Below are 15,553 nucleotides of genomic sequence, written 5' to 3' on the forward strand. Positions count from 1 at the left end.
GCCCGGGCGGCGCACGCGGCCGGGCCTCGCGGCGTGCCGCCGGGCCGCACCGGTCGATGGCGCGGCATGTCGGCCGCGCCTGCTCTATCGAGAGAACGCCATGGATTCACTGACCCAGATCGTGCTCGGCGCCTCGGTCGCCGCCGCCGCCGTGCCGGCCGCGCACCGTCGCGCCGCCCTGCTGGCCGGCGCGGCACTCGGCACCTTGCCCGACCTCGACGGCATTCCGGTGGCGTTGATGACCGACGATCCGGTGCTGCGCATGACCCTGCACCGCGGCCTCACCCATTCGCTGCTCGTCCTGCCGCTGGTGGCGGCGGCGATCTGGTGGCTGTTCCGGCGCTTCGGCAACGGGCGCGTCGCCGCGTCGCCGGCGCGCTGGTTCTGGGCCATCCAGCTGGCCCTGGTCACGCATCCGCTGCTCGATGCGTTCACCGTCTACGGCACGCAGCTGCTGTGGCCGTTCACGCCGCCACCGGCGATGTGGTCGAGCGTCTTCATCATCGATCCGCTGTACACGGTATGGCTGCTGATCGGCGTGCTGGTGGCCGCCTGCGCCGGTCCGCGTCTGCTCGGCAAGCGCGCGATCACCGCCGGCCTGGTGCTGAGCACGGCGTATCTGGGCTGGTCGCTGGTCGCCAAGACCCTGGTCGAGCGCGAAGCCGAACGTGCACTGGTCGCGCTGGGCCTCGGCGATGCGCCGCGCTTCTCGGTGCCGATGCCGGCCAACACCCTGCTGTGGCGGGTGGTCGCGATGACCGACGTGGGCTATGTCGAAGGCTTCCGTTCGCTGGTCGCCGATCGTGGTCCGATGCGGTTCAGCGCCTACCGGTCCGATGTCGAGGCGCTGCAGGAGAGCGCGCACCTGCCGGCCGTGCAGCGGCTCGCATGGTTCAACCGCGGCTTCATGGGCGCCGAGGTCATCGACGGCACGCTGCAGCTCAGTGACCTGCGCATGGGCAACGAGCCGGACTATTTCTTCCGGTTCGACGTGGCGCAGCGCGCGGACACCGGCTGGACCTCGATTCCCCCGGTGCAGGCGCCGATGGCGCGGGACATCGGCAATACGTGGAGCGCGACCTGGGCGCGCATCTGGCAGGAGCCGGCGACGCCGGGCCTCGGCACCGGCGAGGCCGTCGGCAGCCCCTGATGCGCCACGCGGCGCGGATCAGGCCGCGAGCGTCGGCCGGAGGTCGCCGGCGATCAATGCATCGAAGTACTCGCGGGTCAGCGCGCGCTGCGCATCGGCGGTTTCGGCGCGATTGACGACACTGCGGAAGGCGGCGTTCTCGGGGCGGTCCTTGGCGTACCAGCCCAGATGCTTGCGCGCGATGCGCACGCCGGAGACTTCGCCGTAGAACGCATGCAACGCGTCGAGATGCCCGAGCAGGATGTCGCGGATCTCTTCGAGCGTCGGCGGCGCCAAGCGGTCGCCGGTCGCGAGGAAGTGCGCGATCTCGCGGAAGATCCACGGCCGGCCCTGCGCGGCGCGGCCGACCATCACCGCATCCACGCCGGTGTGGCGCAGCACGGCCCGCGCCTTCTCCGGCGAGTCGATGTCGCCATTGGCGATCACCGGAATTCCCGATGCGGCCTTGATCGCGGCGATCGTGTCGTATTCGGCGCTGCCGGTGTAGTGCTGGTCGCGGGTGCGCCCGTGCACCGCGAGCGCGGCGATGCCGGCGTCTTCCGCGATGCGCGCGATGGTGGGTGCGTTGCGGTGCCCGGCGCACCAGCCGGTGCGGATCTTCAGCGTCACCGGCACGTCGACGGCGCGCACCACGGCATCAAGGATGCGTGCGACCAGCGCCTCGTCCTGCATCAGCGCCGAGCCGGCCCAGGCATTGCACACCTTCTTGGCCGGGCAGCCCATGTTGATGTCGATGATCTGCGCGCCGTGGTCGACGTTGTAGCGCGCGGCCTCGGCCAGCATCGCCGGTTCGGTGCCGGCGATCTGCACGCCCACGGGCGCCGGCTCGCCGGCGTGGTCCATGCGGCGCCGCGATTTCTCGGTCTGCCAGAAGCGCGGATCACTGATCGTCATCTCCGACATCGCCAGCCCCGCGCCCAGCCGCTTGCACAGCTGGCGGAACGGCTTGTCGGTGACCCCGGCCATCGGGGCCAGCACCACGTTCGGTTCGATGCGATAGGGGCCGATCTGCATGGCGGGCATTGTCGCCGATCCGGCGCACGGGCCGCGCCCCGCGGACACCCGGGTTCAGGCGGCGGCCGCGCTCAGATGCGGCATGGCGGCGGCGGCGCCGACGGCCAGGGTGGACTGCGCGGCGTAGCGGCCGGCGAAACGCACATGCCGTTCGAACGCGGTGCCCGGTGCGCCGGCCAGCGACGCCGCCAGCGCGCCGTTGAAGGCGTCGCCGGCGCCGGTGGTGTCGATGGACTCGACCCGCTCCGCCGCCACCCGGTAGAACGCGGCGGAATCTCCGCGCAGCAGGTCCTCGCGATGCGAGACGAACGCGCCCGCGGCGCCCAGCGTGACCACCACCGTGCCGCGCGGGAGCAGCGTGCGGCACAGGCGGTGCAGCTGCGCATCGGCGGTCCCGACGATGGCGTCGGGTTCGATGCGGTGGCTGGTGTGCCGTTCGAGCAGCGCGGCGAACTCGGTCTCGTTCGGGGTCAGGACGTCGGCGGCGGCCAGCAGCTCGCGCAGGCATTCGGCGTTCGCGGGCGCCGGGTTGAGCATGGTCGTGGTGCCGCCGGCGCGCGCCAGGCGCATCGCCTCGAGCACCGCATCGAGCGGCGATTCCAGCTGCGCCAGCAGGATGCGCGCACCGGCCAGGGCCGGTGCCTGGCGGCCCACCCACGCCGCGCCGAGGTCGCCGTTCGCGCCCGCGCCGATGACGATGGTGTTGTTGCCGGCCGCGTCGACGTAGATGCCGGCCGTACCGGTGGGCTGGGCGCTGTCGTGCACGCGCAGCGTGATGCCGTCGGACGTCGCCAGGGCGCGGGCCTGACGCCCGCCTTCGTCGTCGCCGAGCGCACACAAGAAGGTCGCGTCCGCGCCCGCCCGTGCGGCGGCGACCGCCTGGTTGAAACCCTTGCCCCCGGGCCCGGTGTGGTAGTGGCCGCTCAGCGTCTCGCCGCGGCGGGGCAGGGTGTTGCAGTTCCAGACATGGTCGACGTTGAAGGAGCCGACGACGACGACGTGTTGGGATTCGGTCATGACTTCAGGCAGGAAATAACGCGACGTGCAGAGGCAAGCAATACGCGTGCCGGTCAGCCGCCGACGCCGGAGAGCACGCCGGCAATCGTCGCGGTCATCATCGTGGCGATCGATCCGCCGAGCACCGCACGCAGGCCGAGGCGGGCGAGGTCGGCGCGGCGCTCCGGGGCGATGCCGCCGATGCCGCCGATCTGGATCGCGATCGAGCTGAAATTGGCGAATCCGCACAGCGCATAGGTGGCGATCAGGGCGCCCTGCGGCCCGATCGTCGTACCCGGCACGTTGCCCTGCAGGATCTCGCCGAGCTGGACGTAGGCGACGAACTCGTTCAGCACGACCTTGGTGCCGATGAGGCCGCCGACGGTCGCGGCGTCCTCCCACGGCACGCCGATCAGCCACGCCAGCGGCGCCAGCGCCCAGCCGAGCAGGGCGGACAGGTCGGTGGGACGGCCCAGGACCGACTGCAGGCCGGTGAGTTCGCCCAGCCACACCAGCGGCGCGTTGAGCAGCGCGATCAGCGCGATGAAGGCGAGCAGCATGGCGCCGACGTTGAGCGCCAGCTTCAGACCGTCCGCGGCACCCGCGGCGGCGGCGTCGATGACGTTGGCGGTGGTCTTTTCGACGTTCACCCGCACCGCGCCGAGGGTCAGCGGCGTGGCGGTCTCGGGCACCAGGATCTTGGCGATCACCAGCGTCGCCGGCGCCGCCATGATGCTGGCGGTGATCAGATGCTTGGCGTAGATCGCCTGCTGGACCGGGTCACCCCCGCCGAGCAGCAGCACGTAGGCGCCCAGCACGCCGCCGGCGATGGTCGCCATGCCGCCGACCATGAGGGTCAGCAGTTCCGACCGGGTCATGCCGGCGATGTAGGGCCGCACCACGAGCGGCGCCTCGGTCTGGCCGATGAACGCGTTGGCGCACACCGACAGGGTTTCCGCACCCGATACGCGCATCAGGCGCGTGATCACCCAGGCCATGCCCTGGACGATCTTCTGCATGACGCCGAGGTGGTAGAGCACGCTCATGAAGCTGGCGAAGAAGATGATCGTCGGCAGCACCTGGAACGCGAACACGAAGCCGAACTTTCCGGCGTCGCTGAAGTCGCCGAAGATGAAGCGCGCCCCTTCGGTGGTGAAGCCGAGCAGCTTCACGAATCCGCCCGAGAGCACGTCGAACACGCCGGCGCCCCACGGCGTCAGCAGCACCACGCAGGCGATGACGATCTGCAGCAGCAGGCCGGTGCCGACCAGGCGCCAGTCCACCGCGCGCCGGCTGCTCGAACACAGCCAGGTGATGCCGAGCAGTACGGCGAGACCGAACACGCCGAAACCGGCCCGCAACAGGAATTCCATCGTGGCGTGGCCCCCGGGCCGTCATCGAGTCGCGCAGCCTAGTGCAGCGCGCCGGGCCGGGCAACCATGCTGCACGTGAAGACCGCGTCGTTCAGCGGCGGCGCTGCAGGCGCCCGAATCGCGCCGCGGTGGACGCGTCGATCCGGCCGGGGTGCTTACACTGCCGCGTCCAGTCTCCGCGGATCCACCCATGCATTACCGCCGTCTCGGTCGCTCCGGTCTCCAGCTCTCCGCCCTCGGCTTCGGCGCCTGGGTCACGTTCGGACGCCAGATCGGCCGCAGCCAGGCACGCGAACTGATCGCTGCGGCGTGGGATCACGGCATCACCTTCTTCGACAATGCCGAGGGCTATGCCAACGGCGACGCGGAGCGGGTCATGGGCGACGTCATCGCCGACCTGCGCCTGCCCCGGGACGGCTACTGCGTGTCGAGCAAGGTGTTCTTCGGCGCGGCCGAGGCGCCGGGCCCCACCCAGCGCGGGCTGTCGCGCAAGCACGTGCGCGAAGCCTGCGACGGCGCGCTGACGCGGCTGCGCGTCGATCATCTGGACCTTTATTACTGCCATCGCCCCGACCCCGACACGCCGGTGGAGGAAACCGTGTGGGCGATGGACACGCTGATCCGCCAGGGCAAGGTGCTGTACTGGGGCACGTCCGAGTGGCCCGCGGCCCTGATCCGCGAGGCGGACGCCGTCGCCCGCGCGCACCACCTGCATGGGCCGACGATGGAACAGCCGGAATACAACCTGCTGCAGCGCAGCCGCGTCGAAACCGAGTACGACCCGCTGTACCGCGAGCTGGGGCTGGGCACGACGACGTGGTCGCCGCTGGCGTCGGGTCTGCTGACCGGCAAGTACGCCGCCGGCGTGCCGCAGGACAGCCGCCTCGCCCAGGCGGGCCTCGACTGGTTGCGCGCCCGCGTGCTCGACGGCGACGCGCCGGACGCGACGTCACCGGCGCAGCGTGCGTCGCGCTTCGTCGCACTGGCGGCGGAACTCGGCGTCGCGCCGGCGCCGCTGGCCATCGCCTGGTGTCTGCGCAATCCGCATGTGTCCTCGGTGCTGCTGGGCGCGAGCCGCGTGGCGCAGCTGCTCGAGAATCTCGGAGCGCTGGAACTGGTGGACCGCGTCGACGCGGGCACCTGGGGCCGGATCGAAGCAAGCGTCGGCTGATCGATGTGGTCTTGACTCGGTAATGAGAATCAATATCATTCGAGTCTCGTTCCCGGAGGATCTGCCGATGTTCCATGTGAGCCAGTTGAACGATGTTCCCGGCGCCGCGCACGACGCGGATACACGCGGCCACGCGCACGCCCGGTTCCCGCGGGTGCCCGAGCCGATCGAGCTCGACAGCGAGCGCCTGCTCGGCGGCCAGCGTGAACTGCGCATCCGGCACGGCAACGAGATCTACCGCCTGCGCCATACCCGCAACGACAAGCTGATCCTGACCAAGTAACCCGGCGTCGCGTCGCCGCAGGGGCCGATGGACTCCTGCAGGCGGCGCGATCCGCACCATCGTCCTCTCCCCAGAGGCTGCCCGCCCGCGCCGCTCGTCCGCGCACGCCAGCTCGCCGATGTCCACTTCGCGAGCGTCCCATGCGTCCCAGCCTGCTGTCCGTGTCCCTGGCCCTGTGCCTGTCGCCCACTGCCGTCCTCGCCGCGCCCGATAGCGCGCCGCGCGATCTCGACCGGATCGTCGTCACCGCCACCCGCACCGAGCGGGCGATCGCCGACGTCCCCAATACTGTCGACGTGATCGACCGCGCGCGCATGGACACGCTGTTGGTACGCGACCTCGCCGATCTGTTCCGCTACGAGCCGGGCATCACCGTCGGCCGCAGTGTCGGGCGCTTCGGACTGAACGACATCCGCATCCGCGGCCTCGGTGGCAACCGCGTGCGCATCCAGACCGACGGCATCGCGGTGCCGGACGCGTTCGCGATCGGCAGCTTCTCCAGCGCCAACCGCAACTTCGTCGATCTCGACACGCTCAAGCGCGTCGAGGTGGTGCGCGGGCCGACGAGTGCGCTGTACGGCTCGGACGCGCTCGGTGGCGTGGTGTCCTTCGTCACCAAGGACCCGTCCGACTATCTGGGCGAGGGCAGGGAGGCCCACCTCGGGACCAAGATCGGCGTGACCAGCGCCGACGCGGGGCTGTTCGCCGGTGCGACCGCGGCCTTCGGCGGCGAGCGCTGGTCGGGCCTGGTGGCGGTGAGCCATCGCCAGGGCCGGGAGACCGACAACATGGGCGAGGTCGGCGGCACCGGCAGCGCCCGCACGCAGGCCAATCCGCAGTCCTATGCCGGGCGCAGCGTGCTCGGCAAGGTCGTGTTCGCACCGAGTGCGGCGCAGCGCTTCAAGCTGACGGTCGAAGGCAACGAGGACGATGTCGACACCGACGTGCTGAGCTCGTACGGCCTGCAGGCCCTGACCGGCGCCACCCATACACAGGTGCTGGGCGACGACCACCAGTCGCGCGCGCGCATCACCTTCGGCCACGAGATCGACGGCCTGTCGACGCGCCTGGCCGACAGCGTCGACTGGCAGCTCTATCGGCAGGACAGCCGCACGCGGCAGGACAGCGTGGAGGTGCGCCGTGTGCCGTCGGGTGGCACGCTGATCCGCGACCGTCGCGAGCGCGCGTTCCATTTCGACCAGCGCAGCCACGGCCTGCAGGCGAACGCGCGCAAGACCGTCCAGGCCGGCCGCGTCGATCACGCGATCGCCTACGGTCTCGACATCGAGCGCACCGAAACGAAGCAGAAGCGCGACGGGCGACGCGTCTTCCTCGACACCGGCCTCGTCACCAACGTGATGTTGCCCGACGTGTTCCCGGTGCGTGATTTCCCGATCAGCGACACCACCCGTGCCGCGCTGTACGTGCAGGACGAGATCGCCTTCGCCGATGGCGCGTTCCGTCTGGTGCCGGCCCTGCGCGTGGATCACTACCGGCTCGAGCCCGAGGTCGACACGATCTTCCGTGAGGACAACCCGACCACGCAGGTCGCCGCGCTTCGCGAAACCCGTGTGTCGCCCAAGCTCGGCGTCGTCTGGAAGTTCGGCGATGCCTGGTCGCTGTTCGGCGGCTACGCACGCGGCTTCCGCGCGCCGCCCTACAACGACGTCAATATCGGCTTCACCAATTTCATGTTCGGGTACACGGCGATTCCGAACCCGGATCTGAAGTCGGAGACCAGCGACGGCCTCGAACTCGGCCTGCGCTTCGCCGGCGACGTCGGCTACGCCAGTCTGAGCAGCTACTACACGCAGTACGACAACTTCATCGAGTCGACGCGCTACATCGGCGACGATCCGGTCACCGGACTGATGGTCTACCAGTCGCAGAACGTCGACGACGCGCGCATCCGCGGTGTGGAGTTCAAGGGCGGCCTGTACTTCGACACCTTCGCGCCGGCACTCGAGGGCTGGTCGCTGCAGGGCGCGGCGGCGTGGTCGCGCGGCGAGGACCGGACGACGGGCGAGGCACTCGGCAGTGTCGACCCACTGACCGCGACGCTCGGCGTGGCGTTCGCGCGCGAGACGTGGGGCGCCGAGCTGATCGGCCGTTTCGCCGGACGTCGCGACCGCCTGCCGGCTGCGCCGGCGGGCAGCGCCTACTTCGAAAGTCCCGGTTACGCGTTGCTCGATCTCTACGCGCACTGGCGCTTCGCGCCCGGCACGCGCGTCGACGTCGGCGTGTTCAACCTCGCCGACCGCACGGTCTGGCAGGCGGGACTCGTGCCACTGATCGCGCAGACGAGTGCCGCGCTCGACCGTTACACCGCGCCCGGCCGCAACGTGGCGGTCAGCCTGTCGGTCGATTTCTGAGCATGCAGACCGTACGCGGCGTGTCCGCCGGCGACGCGTCCATGGGGTGCCGCTGGACCACGCGCGCTGCTGCCAAGCGGGATGTGCACGCCCGCCGCCTGCACGAGCCGGCGCGCGGCCATGCCGCGTCAACCACCCGGCCCGACCACGCGATGCCCCGCTCCGACAGTTCCCGACCCCGAGGTACCCCCGAGATGACACTGAACACACTTGCGCCGACGCTGTTCGCGCTGCTCGCCACCGGCGCCGCGGCGGCGGCGCCCGCCACCCGCCCGCCCGACGCCGACCGCATGGCCATTCTCGCCATGCAGGGCGAGTACTCGGTGCGCTTTCTGTTCGACGAAACCGTCGTGCTCGCCCCCGGCTACGTCCGCAAGGCCCCCAAACGCAGCGGCGGCGACGAAGTCGTCATCGTCGTCGAGGACACGCCGACCCGGATCGTGCTGCAGCACCTGCTGCTCGACGTCGGAAGCGGACACGTGATCAAACACTGGCGGCAGGACTGGATGTTCGAGGCGCCGACGCGTTGGGAATTCACGTCCGACCAGACCTGGCGCCAGCGCGAGGTGCCTGCCGACCTGGTGCGAGGCGGCTGGACCCAGTGCGTGTTCGAGGTCAGCGACGCACCGCGTTATTGCGGCAGTGGACGCTGGGTCCATGCCGGGGGCACATCGACGTGGACCTCCGATGCCGGATGGCGCCCCTTGCCGCGCCGGGAATACACCACGCGCCAGGACTACAACGCACTCGCCGCGGTCAATCGCCACACCATCGCACCCGGCGGCTGGACCCACGAGCAGGACAACCGCAAGGATGTCCGCGATGCCACCGGCACCGTGTCGGCCAGCATCGTCCGCGAGACCGGCTTCAACGAGTACGTCAGGACCAATGGGGTCGATTTCACGCCCGCCTACGACTACTGGAGCGCGACCCGCGACTACTGGGCGCGGGTACGCGCGCGCTGGGACGCGCGACTGGCCGCGCCGGGCGGCGTGCACCTCCTGACCGCGGTCGACGGCATGGACTTGATCACGCCGTTGTTCGAGCAGGCGCAGACCGTACGGAACGGCGGCAGTGTGAGCGACGCGCAGATCGACGCGGTCTTCGCGCAGTGGGTGGAGCCCGCGCGCGATTGACCGCCGCGGCGGCGGCGACGGGGCGTAACGGGCGTGCGCCTATACTCGGAATCCGCGGCATCGGCCGTTCGCAGAGAGGAATCGCCCCATGGGAACCGGAGTGTTTCTGGCCATCGTGCTGGCCATCGCCGGCATCATCGTGCTGTTCAAGACCGTGCGCATGGTGCCGCAGGGCTTCGAATGGACGGTCGAGCGTTTCGGCAAGTACACGCACTCGATGACGCCGGGTCTGCACTTCCTGATCCCGATCGTCTACGGCGTCGGACGCAAGATCAACATGATGGAGCAGGTGCTCGACGTGCCCAGCCAGGACGTCATCACCCGCGACAACGCCGTGGTGCGCGTCGACGGGGTGGTGTTCTTCCAGGTCCTCGATGCGGCCAAGGCGGCGTACGAGGTGTCGAATCTCGAGATCGCGACGATCGCGCTGGTGCAGACCAACATCCGCACCGTCATCGGCTCGATGGATCTCGACGAGTCGCTGAGCAACCGCGAGACCATCAACGCCCAGCTGCTCAACGTCGTCGACCAGGCCACCAATCCCTGGGGCATCAAGGTCACCCGCATCGAGATCCGCGACATCCAGCCGCCGCGCGATCTCATCGATTCGATGGCCCGGCAGATGAAGGCCGAGCGTGAGCGGCGCGCGGTGATCCTGGAAGCCGAGGGCCACCGGCAGTCGGCGATCCTGCGCGCCGAGGGTGAAAAGCAGGCGGCGATCCTCGAGGCCGAAGGCGAGCGCGAAGCCGCGTTCCGCGAGGCCGAAGCGCGCGAGCGCCTGGCCGAGGCTGAGGCCAAGGCGACCGAGATGGTGTCCAACGCGATCGCCCAGGGCGACGTGCAGGCGATCAACTATTTCGTCGCGCAGAAGTACGTCGAGGCATTCAAGGAACTGGCGACGGCGCCGAACCAGAAGTTCGTGCTGATGCCGATGGAGTCGAGCGGGCTGATCGGGTCGATCGCGGGCATCGGCGAACTCGCCAGGGAAGCCCTGGGTCACCAGAAGTCGCCGTCCGCGCGGGTGCCTCCGCCGCCGCCGCCGCGCACGGGTCTCTGACATGGACTGGCTGCGCTGGGATGTCGTGGCCTGGGGCGCGCTCGCGCTGCTGCTGATGGCGGCCGAGACCCTCGTGCCGGGCGCGTTCCTGCTGTGGATGGGATTCGCCGCCGCGGCGGTCTTCCTGATCGTGTTGATCGCGCCGGGCCTGCCGGTGCTCGCCCAGGTGGCGCTGTTCGTGGGGCTGAGTTTCGTGGCGATCCTCGTCTATCGCCGCTGGTTCCGCGGGCGCGAACGCGCGAGCGATCATCCCACCTTGAACCGTCGCGCCGCCCAGCACATCGGCCGCGTCGTCACGCTCGAGCAGGCCATCGTCGCAGGACGCGGCCGGGTCAAGCTCGGCGATGCGTTCTGGATCGTCGAAGGCCCGGATCTGGCCGCGGGAACGCCGGTGCGCATCGTCGGCACCGACGGCGTGAATCTGCACGTCGAAGCCGCCTGATCCGGCGCCTCGGCTGTGCACCGCGGCACGAAGCGCCGCGACGAACTGCGATAATGCCGGCTTTCCGCAGACGAGCCGGCTGTCCATGACCCAGAAGACCATCCTCAACGCGGCCCATCGCGCGCTCGGCGCGCGCATGGTCGATTTCGGCGGCTGGGACATGCCGCTCAACTACGGCTCGCAGATCGAGGAACATCATCACGTCCGTCGCGACGCCGGCATGTTCGACGTCAGCCACATGACCGTCGTGGATCTGCGCGGCAGCGGCACCCGCGCATTCCTGCGCCAGCTGGTGGCCAATTCGGTCGACAAGCTCAAGGTGCCCGGCAAGGCGCTCTACACCTGCATGCTCACGCCCGAGGGCGGCATCGTCGACGACCTGATCGTCTATTTCATGGCCGACGACTGGTTCCGGCTGGTGGTCAATGCGGCCACCCGCGAGAAGGACCTCGCGTGGATCCAGAGCCAGGCGGCTGCCTTCGACGTCGAGGTCACCGAGCGCCCCGAGCTCGCGATGATCGCCGTCCAGGGGCCGCAGGCGCGCGGGAAGGCGGCATCGGTGCTGGATGAGGCGGATGCACACACGGTCGGCAAGCTCGGCCGGTTTGCGGCCGCCGCACTCGACGGCACGCCCTTCGGCGCCTTGTTCGTCGCGCGTACGGGCTACACCGGCGAGGACGGCTTCGAGATCGTCGTGCACGAATCGCAGGCCGTCGCGTTGTGGGACGCGCTGCGTGCCGCGGGCGTGGCCCCGGCCGGCCTGGGCGCGCGCGACACCCTGCGCCTCGAAGCGGGCCTGGCCCTGTACGGCCAGGACATGGACGAAACCGTGTCGCCGTTCGAGGCCGCGCTCGGCTGGACGGTGGCGCTCGACGAAGGCCGCGCCTTCAACGGCCGCGCGCTGCTCGAAGCGCACAGCACCGCGGCGCCCCGGCAGATGATCGGTCTGGTGATGGACGACAAGGGCGTGCTGCGTCATGGACAGGGGGTGACCACCGCCAACGGACCGGGGGAAATCCTGTCGGGCACGTTCTCGCCGACGATCGGCAAGGCGATCGCGTTCGCGCGCGTGCCGGCCGGCGATCCCGGCGCGGTGAGTGTCGACATCCGCGGCCGCCAGGTGCCGGTACGCGTGGTCAAGTTTCCCTTCGTCCGCAACGGCCAGCCGGCCGACGGCGTCTGATGCGCGCGCCGCGCGTTCGTCGTTACACTAGCGCCACTTCCCCGACCGCACCTGTTTCCCGGAGCCGACCATGAGCGAAATCCCTGGCGACCTGAAGTTTCTGAAGTCCCACGAATGGGTCCGCATCGAAGGTGACGGCAAGGTCACCGTCGGCATCTCGGACCATGCCCAGGGTCTGCTCGGTGACCTGGTCTACGTCGAGCTGCCCGCGGTCGGCGACACCGTCGAGGCCGGCAACGGCGTCGCGGTCGTCGAGTCGGTGAAGGCCGCGTCCGACGTCTACGCGCCGGTGTCGGGCACGATCACCGCGGTCAATGCCGCGCTGGCCGACAAGCCCGAAACCATCAACGAAGACGCCTACGGCGAGGGCTGGCTGTTCGTGATCGAGATCGACGATCCGGATCAGCTCAACGAGCTGCTGGCGCCCGACGACTACGCCGAACTGCTCGAGGGCGAGGACGACTGAGTTCCTCGCCGACGCGTGGCACGATGCCTGACCGGCGCGCTTCGAAGGAAGCGCGCCGGTTTCGTTTCCGGCTCCGTGCATGTGCGGCGTGCACCACCGTCGGGCATGGCGCACGGTGGTCGTCCGTGCGTCGGGTGCGTCCGTCGCCCGACGCATGGCGTGGTTCGATGCCGATCGCGTGCGAAACCTTCGCGCAATTTCCGCGCAAACCCGTCCTGCAGTTGCAAAAAAACGGCGGCCTCGCGTTCCTTTTATTCACCGCGCGGACGGTCGCGTGATGCGCGCGTCATCGTTGCCGCGATGCGCATGGAGTGCGTCGGCGCGAAGGATGCGCACGATGCCGCATCGTCGAATACCACTTGTTTTTCCCTCTCCCGTCGATGGGCGTGCGGGCGGACGTGCGTGCTCGATGCGCGTGTCGCGTGATCGCCGCCCGCCGCTTCGCGTCCCGCGACGCGCATGTCGCGATCGCGCCGCGAAAAAAAACCGCATCGACCTGTTGACAGTGGAAAAAACCGTGATTAGGTTTCGCGGCAACAGACGTCTGCCGCCAAACGAGTGAGTCCAACCGCGACAACAACGCGCAGTACAAACCGGAACTCCGCCAGGAACATCACACGGTGGATGCGGGCAGCGTCACCGCCGAAGAACTCCGACACCGAATTCGACATCCGCGCCGAACGAGTGGCGCGGATGTTTTCGTATCACCGGGATCGCGTCGTGTGCCCGACGACTCTCCCTCCGAATCCGTTCCGATGCGCGATGCGCGCCGGCGGTTGCATGCGGGTCCGACTCCCGTGTGCTGCTTGAGAACTGGGCCGTTGTACATGCAAGTCCACTGACGAGGAGAGCCATCACATGGCCACGAAGAAAGCTGCGAAGAAAGCCCCCGCCAAAAAGGCGACCAAGAAAGCCGCAAAGAAGTCCACCGCCAAGAAGGTGGTGAGCCGCGTCAAGAAGGCCGTGAAGAAGGTCGCCAAGAAGGTCACGAAGGCGACCAAGCGCCCGACCAAGAAGGCGGCGACGAAGAAGGTCGCCAAGAAGAAGGTCGCGAAGAAGACCGCCAAGAAGGCCGCGACCAAGAAGACCGCGAAGAAGGCAGCGACCAAGAAGACTGCGAAGAAGACGGCCAAGAAGGCCGCCACCAAGAAGTCGACCAAGAAGGCCGCCACCAAGAAGACGGCGAAGAAGGCCACGGCCAAGAAGTCGACCGCCAAGAAGACCGCGAAGAAGGCTGCCACCAAGAAGCCGGCCGCCAAGAAGGCTGCTTCGAAGAAGGCGCCGGCCCGGCGCGCGAAGAAGGCCGCTGCGCCCGTCGTGATTCCGACGACGCCGACGCCGCTGATCTGATCCGCAGCATTTTTGCTCGACCGAAGCTCTTCCTCCGCGTGCCCAGGCGGAGGAGGAGTTTTCTTTGTGGCGACGGAATCCCCGGGCCGGCGAGTGCCGGCTGAAGCCGTCAGTGCGGCGTCGCGGCGGCCCGGTTGGACACGGTGCCGCCGGACTCGCCCGAGGCGGGCGCCGACGGCTGCTGGCGCGCCGCGTGCAGCACTTCGATATTCGGATCGACGTCGAGCCAGCGCTGCGGCGGCAGGCCGATCGCACGATCCAGGATCGTGGGCATGAGGCCGGACGGCAGGCCGCTCTCGCTGTTCCAGAGCACGACGATGCCGAGATCACGCTCCGGCATCACTGCCATCAACCCGCGATACCCCTGCACCGCGCCGCCGTGGAAGACCACGCGATGCCCGGCGTAATCGAACACCCGCCAGCCCAGACCGTAGCCCGCGGCGTTGAGGCGATCGCGCCGCCATGAGGAGTTGCGCATCTCGGGCGGTGTGCCGACGATCGGCGCCTGCAGCGTCGCCAGCAACGGGGCGGGCAGCACGTCGGGCCGGTGACCGGTCTGCGCGATCATCCACTGCGCCATGTCCTGGATGCTGGCATTGACGCCTGCCGCCGGTGCCAGACGGTAATAGGTGGGCTTGGGCATCAGCGACGTCCAGCCGCCGCCGGCGCGCACGTGGGGCTTGGCCCAGCGCGTGCTCGCCTGGATGCCGTCGAGCCCGTAGCTCGCATCGTTCATGCCCAGCGGCTTGAAGATCCGGCGCGAGACCGCTTCGCTGAAGAACTGACCGGACGTCGCGAACACGACGTCGCCGATCAGGCTGAAGGCGACGTTCTGGTAGGCGTAGCAGTTGCCCGGCTGGCAGGTCATCGGGGCAGCGGACAGCCGCTGGACCAGGTCGTGGTAGTCGGCGTTACGCTCGATGTCGCGGTCGTAGGTGTTGCGGCCGAGGCCGACGCGGTGGCTGAGCACGTCGGCCACCGTGAGCTGCTGCGCGGCCAGGGGATCGGAAAACCGCAGCGACGGCATGTAGTCGACGACGTGACTGTCCCAGCGCAGGGCGCCCTCGGACACCAGCATGCCGGTCACGGTGCCGGCGAAGGCCTTGGACAGCGAGGCGAGGCGGAACACCGTGTGCGCGTCCACCGGCTCGGCCGACCTGACATCGGTGATGCCGTAACCGCGGGCGCTGAGGACCTGGCCGTTGTGCACGATCGCCATGGCCAGCCCGGGCACGCGCTGGTTGGCGACGAGATCCTGGGCCATCGCCTCGAACAGACGCACGTCGAAGCCCGCGGCCAGCGGCAGTGCCTGCTTGACCGGCATCAGGGGTTGCGGCTTGACCGCATCCTCGCGGCTGACCACGGCCGGGCGCTCGCTCAAGGGCACGATCGCGTGTGGTTCGACGATGTCGGCGTCGATGTCCTCGCTGTCGACGATCGTGCTCTGCACGCCGGGGCTCTGTGCGGCGGAACCCAGCGCTGCGGGCAGCAGCAATCCGATCAGACCGAGCCGGGCGAGATGCCGGCGCGTCGCGTGTCGGCTTTTCATCAGGCCTGCCC

14 protein-coding genes are annotated in these 15,553 nt (G+C 69.3%); 10 read left to right on the top strand and 4 right to left on the bottom strand.

All coding sequences use genetic code 11. From position 1 onward, the window contains the following. Positions 1–100 precede the first annotated feature (100 nt). Entirely contained in the window at positions 101–1,150 is a 1,050-nt protein-coding gene (locus PQS31_RS05225; protein ID WP_272761614.1) for a metal-dependent hydrolase, read from the top strand. A gap of 18 nt (positions 1,151–1,168) precedes the next feature. Here PQS31_RS05225 and dusB read toward each other — a convergent pair whose 3' ends face one another. From dusB to PQS31_RS05240, 3 genes are read right to left on the bottom strand one after another with little or no spacing between them, the layout of a single operon-like run. Then, positions 1,169–2,164: a tRNA dihydrouridine synthase DusB gene (gene dusB / locus PQS31_RS05230; RefSeq protein WP_272762115.1), complete on the bottom strand. Its 996-nt coding sequence runs from the start codon at positions 2,162–2,164 to the stop codon at positions 1,169–1,171. A gap of 54 nt (positions 2,165–2,218) precedes the next feature. After that, complete coding sequence (locus PQS31_RS05235; RefSeq protein WP_272761615.1) at positions 2,219–3,181, bottom strand: ribokinase; 963 nt, start codon at positions 3,179–3,181, stop codon at positions 2,219–2,221. 53 nt (positions 3,182–3,234) lie between these two features. Further along, positions 3,235–4,533, bottom strand: coding sequence for a nucleoside transporter C-terminal domain-containing protein (locus PQS31_RS05240; RefSeq protein ID WP_272761616.1), 1,299 nt, complete (start codon positions 4,531–4,533; stop codon positions 3,235–3,237). 190 nt (positions 4,534–4,723) lie between these two features. Here PQS31_RS05240 and PQS31_RS05245 point away from each other — a divergent pair, with 190 nt between their 5' ends. From PQS31_RS05245 to PQS31_RS05285, 9 genes are all read left to right on the top strand, one after another. Beyond that, positions 4,724–5,704, top strand: coding sequence for an aldo/keto reductase (locus tag PQS31_RS05245; RefSeq protein WP_272761617.1), 981 nt, complete (start codon positions 4,724–4,726; stop codon positions 5,702–5,704). A gap of 154 nt (positions 5,705–5,858) precedes the next feature. Then, entirely contained in the window at positions 5,859–5,987 is a 129-nt protein-coding gene (locus tag PQS31_RS05250) for a hemin uptake protein HemP (protein WP_272762116.1), read from the top strand. A gap of 140 nt (positions 5,988–6,127) precedes the next feature. Beyond that, positions 6,128–8,359: a TonB-dependent hemoglobin/transferrin/lactoferrin family receptor gene (locus PQS31_RS05255; protein WP_272761618.1), complete on the top strand. Its 2,232-nt coding sequence runs from the start codon at positions 6,128–6,130 to the stop codon at positions 8,357–8,359. Positions 8,360–8,553: 194 nt separating this feature from the next. Next, entirely contained in the window at positions 8,554–9,495 is a 942-nt protein-coding gene (locus PQS31_RS05260; protein WP_272761619.1) for a DUF6607 family protein, read from the top strand. A gap of 88 nt (positions 9,496–9,583) precedes the next feature. After that, positions 9,584–10,552, top strand: a complete 969-nt coding sequence (locus PQS31_RS05265; RefSeq protein WP_272761620.1) for an SPFH domain-containing protein — start codon at positions 9,584–9,586, stop codon at positions 10,550–10,552. Between the two features lie 10 nt (positions 10,553–10,562). Next, a complete protein-coding gene (locus tag PQS31_RS05270) occupies positions 10,563–10,994 on the top strand; it encodes an NfeD family protein (RefSeq protein ID WP_272762118.1) in 432 nt (143 codons plus the stop codon). Between the two features lie 85 nt (positions 10,995–11,079). Further along, positions 11,080–12,177, top strand: coding sequence for a glycine cleavage system aminomethyltransferase GcvT (gene gcvT / locus PQS31_RS05275; RefSeq protein ID WP_272761621.1), 1,098 nt, complete (start codon positions 11,080–11,082; stop codon positions 12,175–12,177). 70 nt (positions 12,178–12,247) lie between these two features. Continuing rightward, the gene (gene gcvH, locus PQS31_RS05280) at positions 12,248–12,643 is read left to right on the top strand and encodes a glycine cleavage system protein GcvH (protein ID WP_272761622.1); all 396 of its coding nucleotides are present in this window, start codon (positions 12,248–12,250) and stop codon (positions 12,641–12,643) included. Between the two features lie 858 nt (positions 12,644–13,501). Next, positions 13,502–13,993, top strand: coding sequence for a hypothetical protein (locus PQS31_RS05285; protein WP_272761623.1), 492 nt, complete (start codon positions 13,502–13,504; stop codon positions 13,991–13,993). Between the two features lie 109 nt (positions 13,994–14,102). Here PQS31_RS05285 and PQS31_RS05290 read toward each other — a convergent pair whose 3' ends face one another. After that, positions 14,103–15,542 (bottom strand): serine hydrolase domain-containing protein, encoded by a 1,440-nt coding sequence (locus tag PQS31_RS05290; protein ID WP_336314325.1) that lies wholly within the window; start codon positions 15,540–15,542, stop codon positions 14,103–14,105. Between the last annotated feature and the right edge of the window lie 11 nt (positions 15,543–15,553).

The organism is Luteimonas sp. BLCC-B24, from assembly GCF_028550595.1.
Taxonomy (GTDB): domain Bacteria; phylum Pseudomonadota; class Gammaproteobacteria; order Xanthomonadales; family Xanthomonadaceae; genus Luteimonas.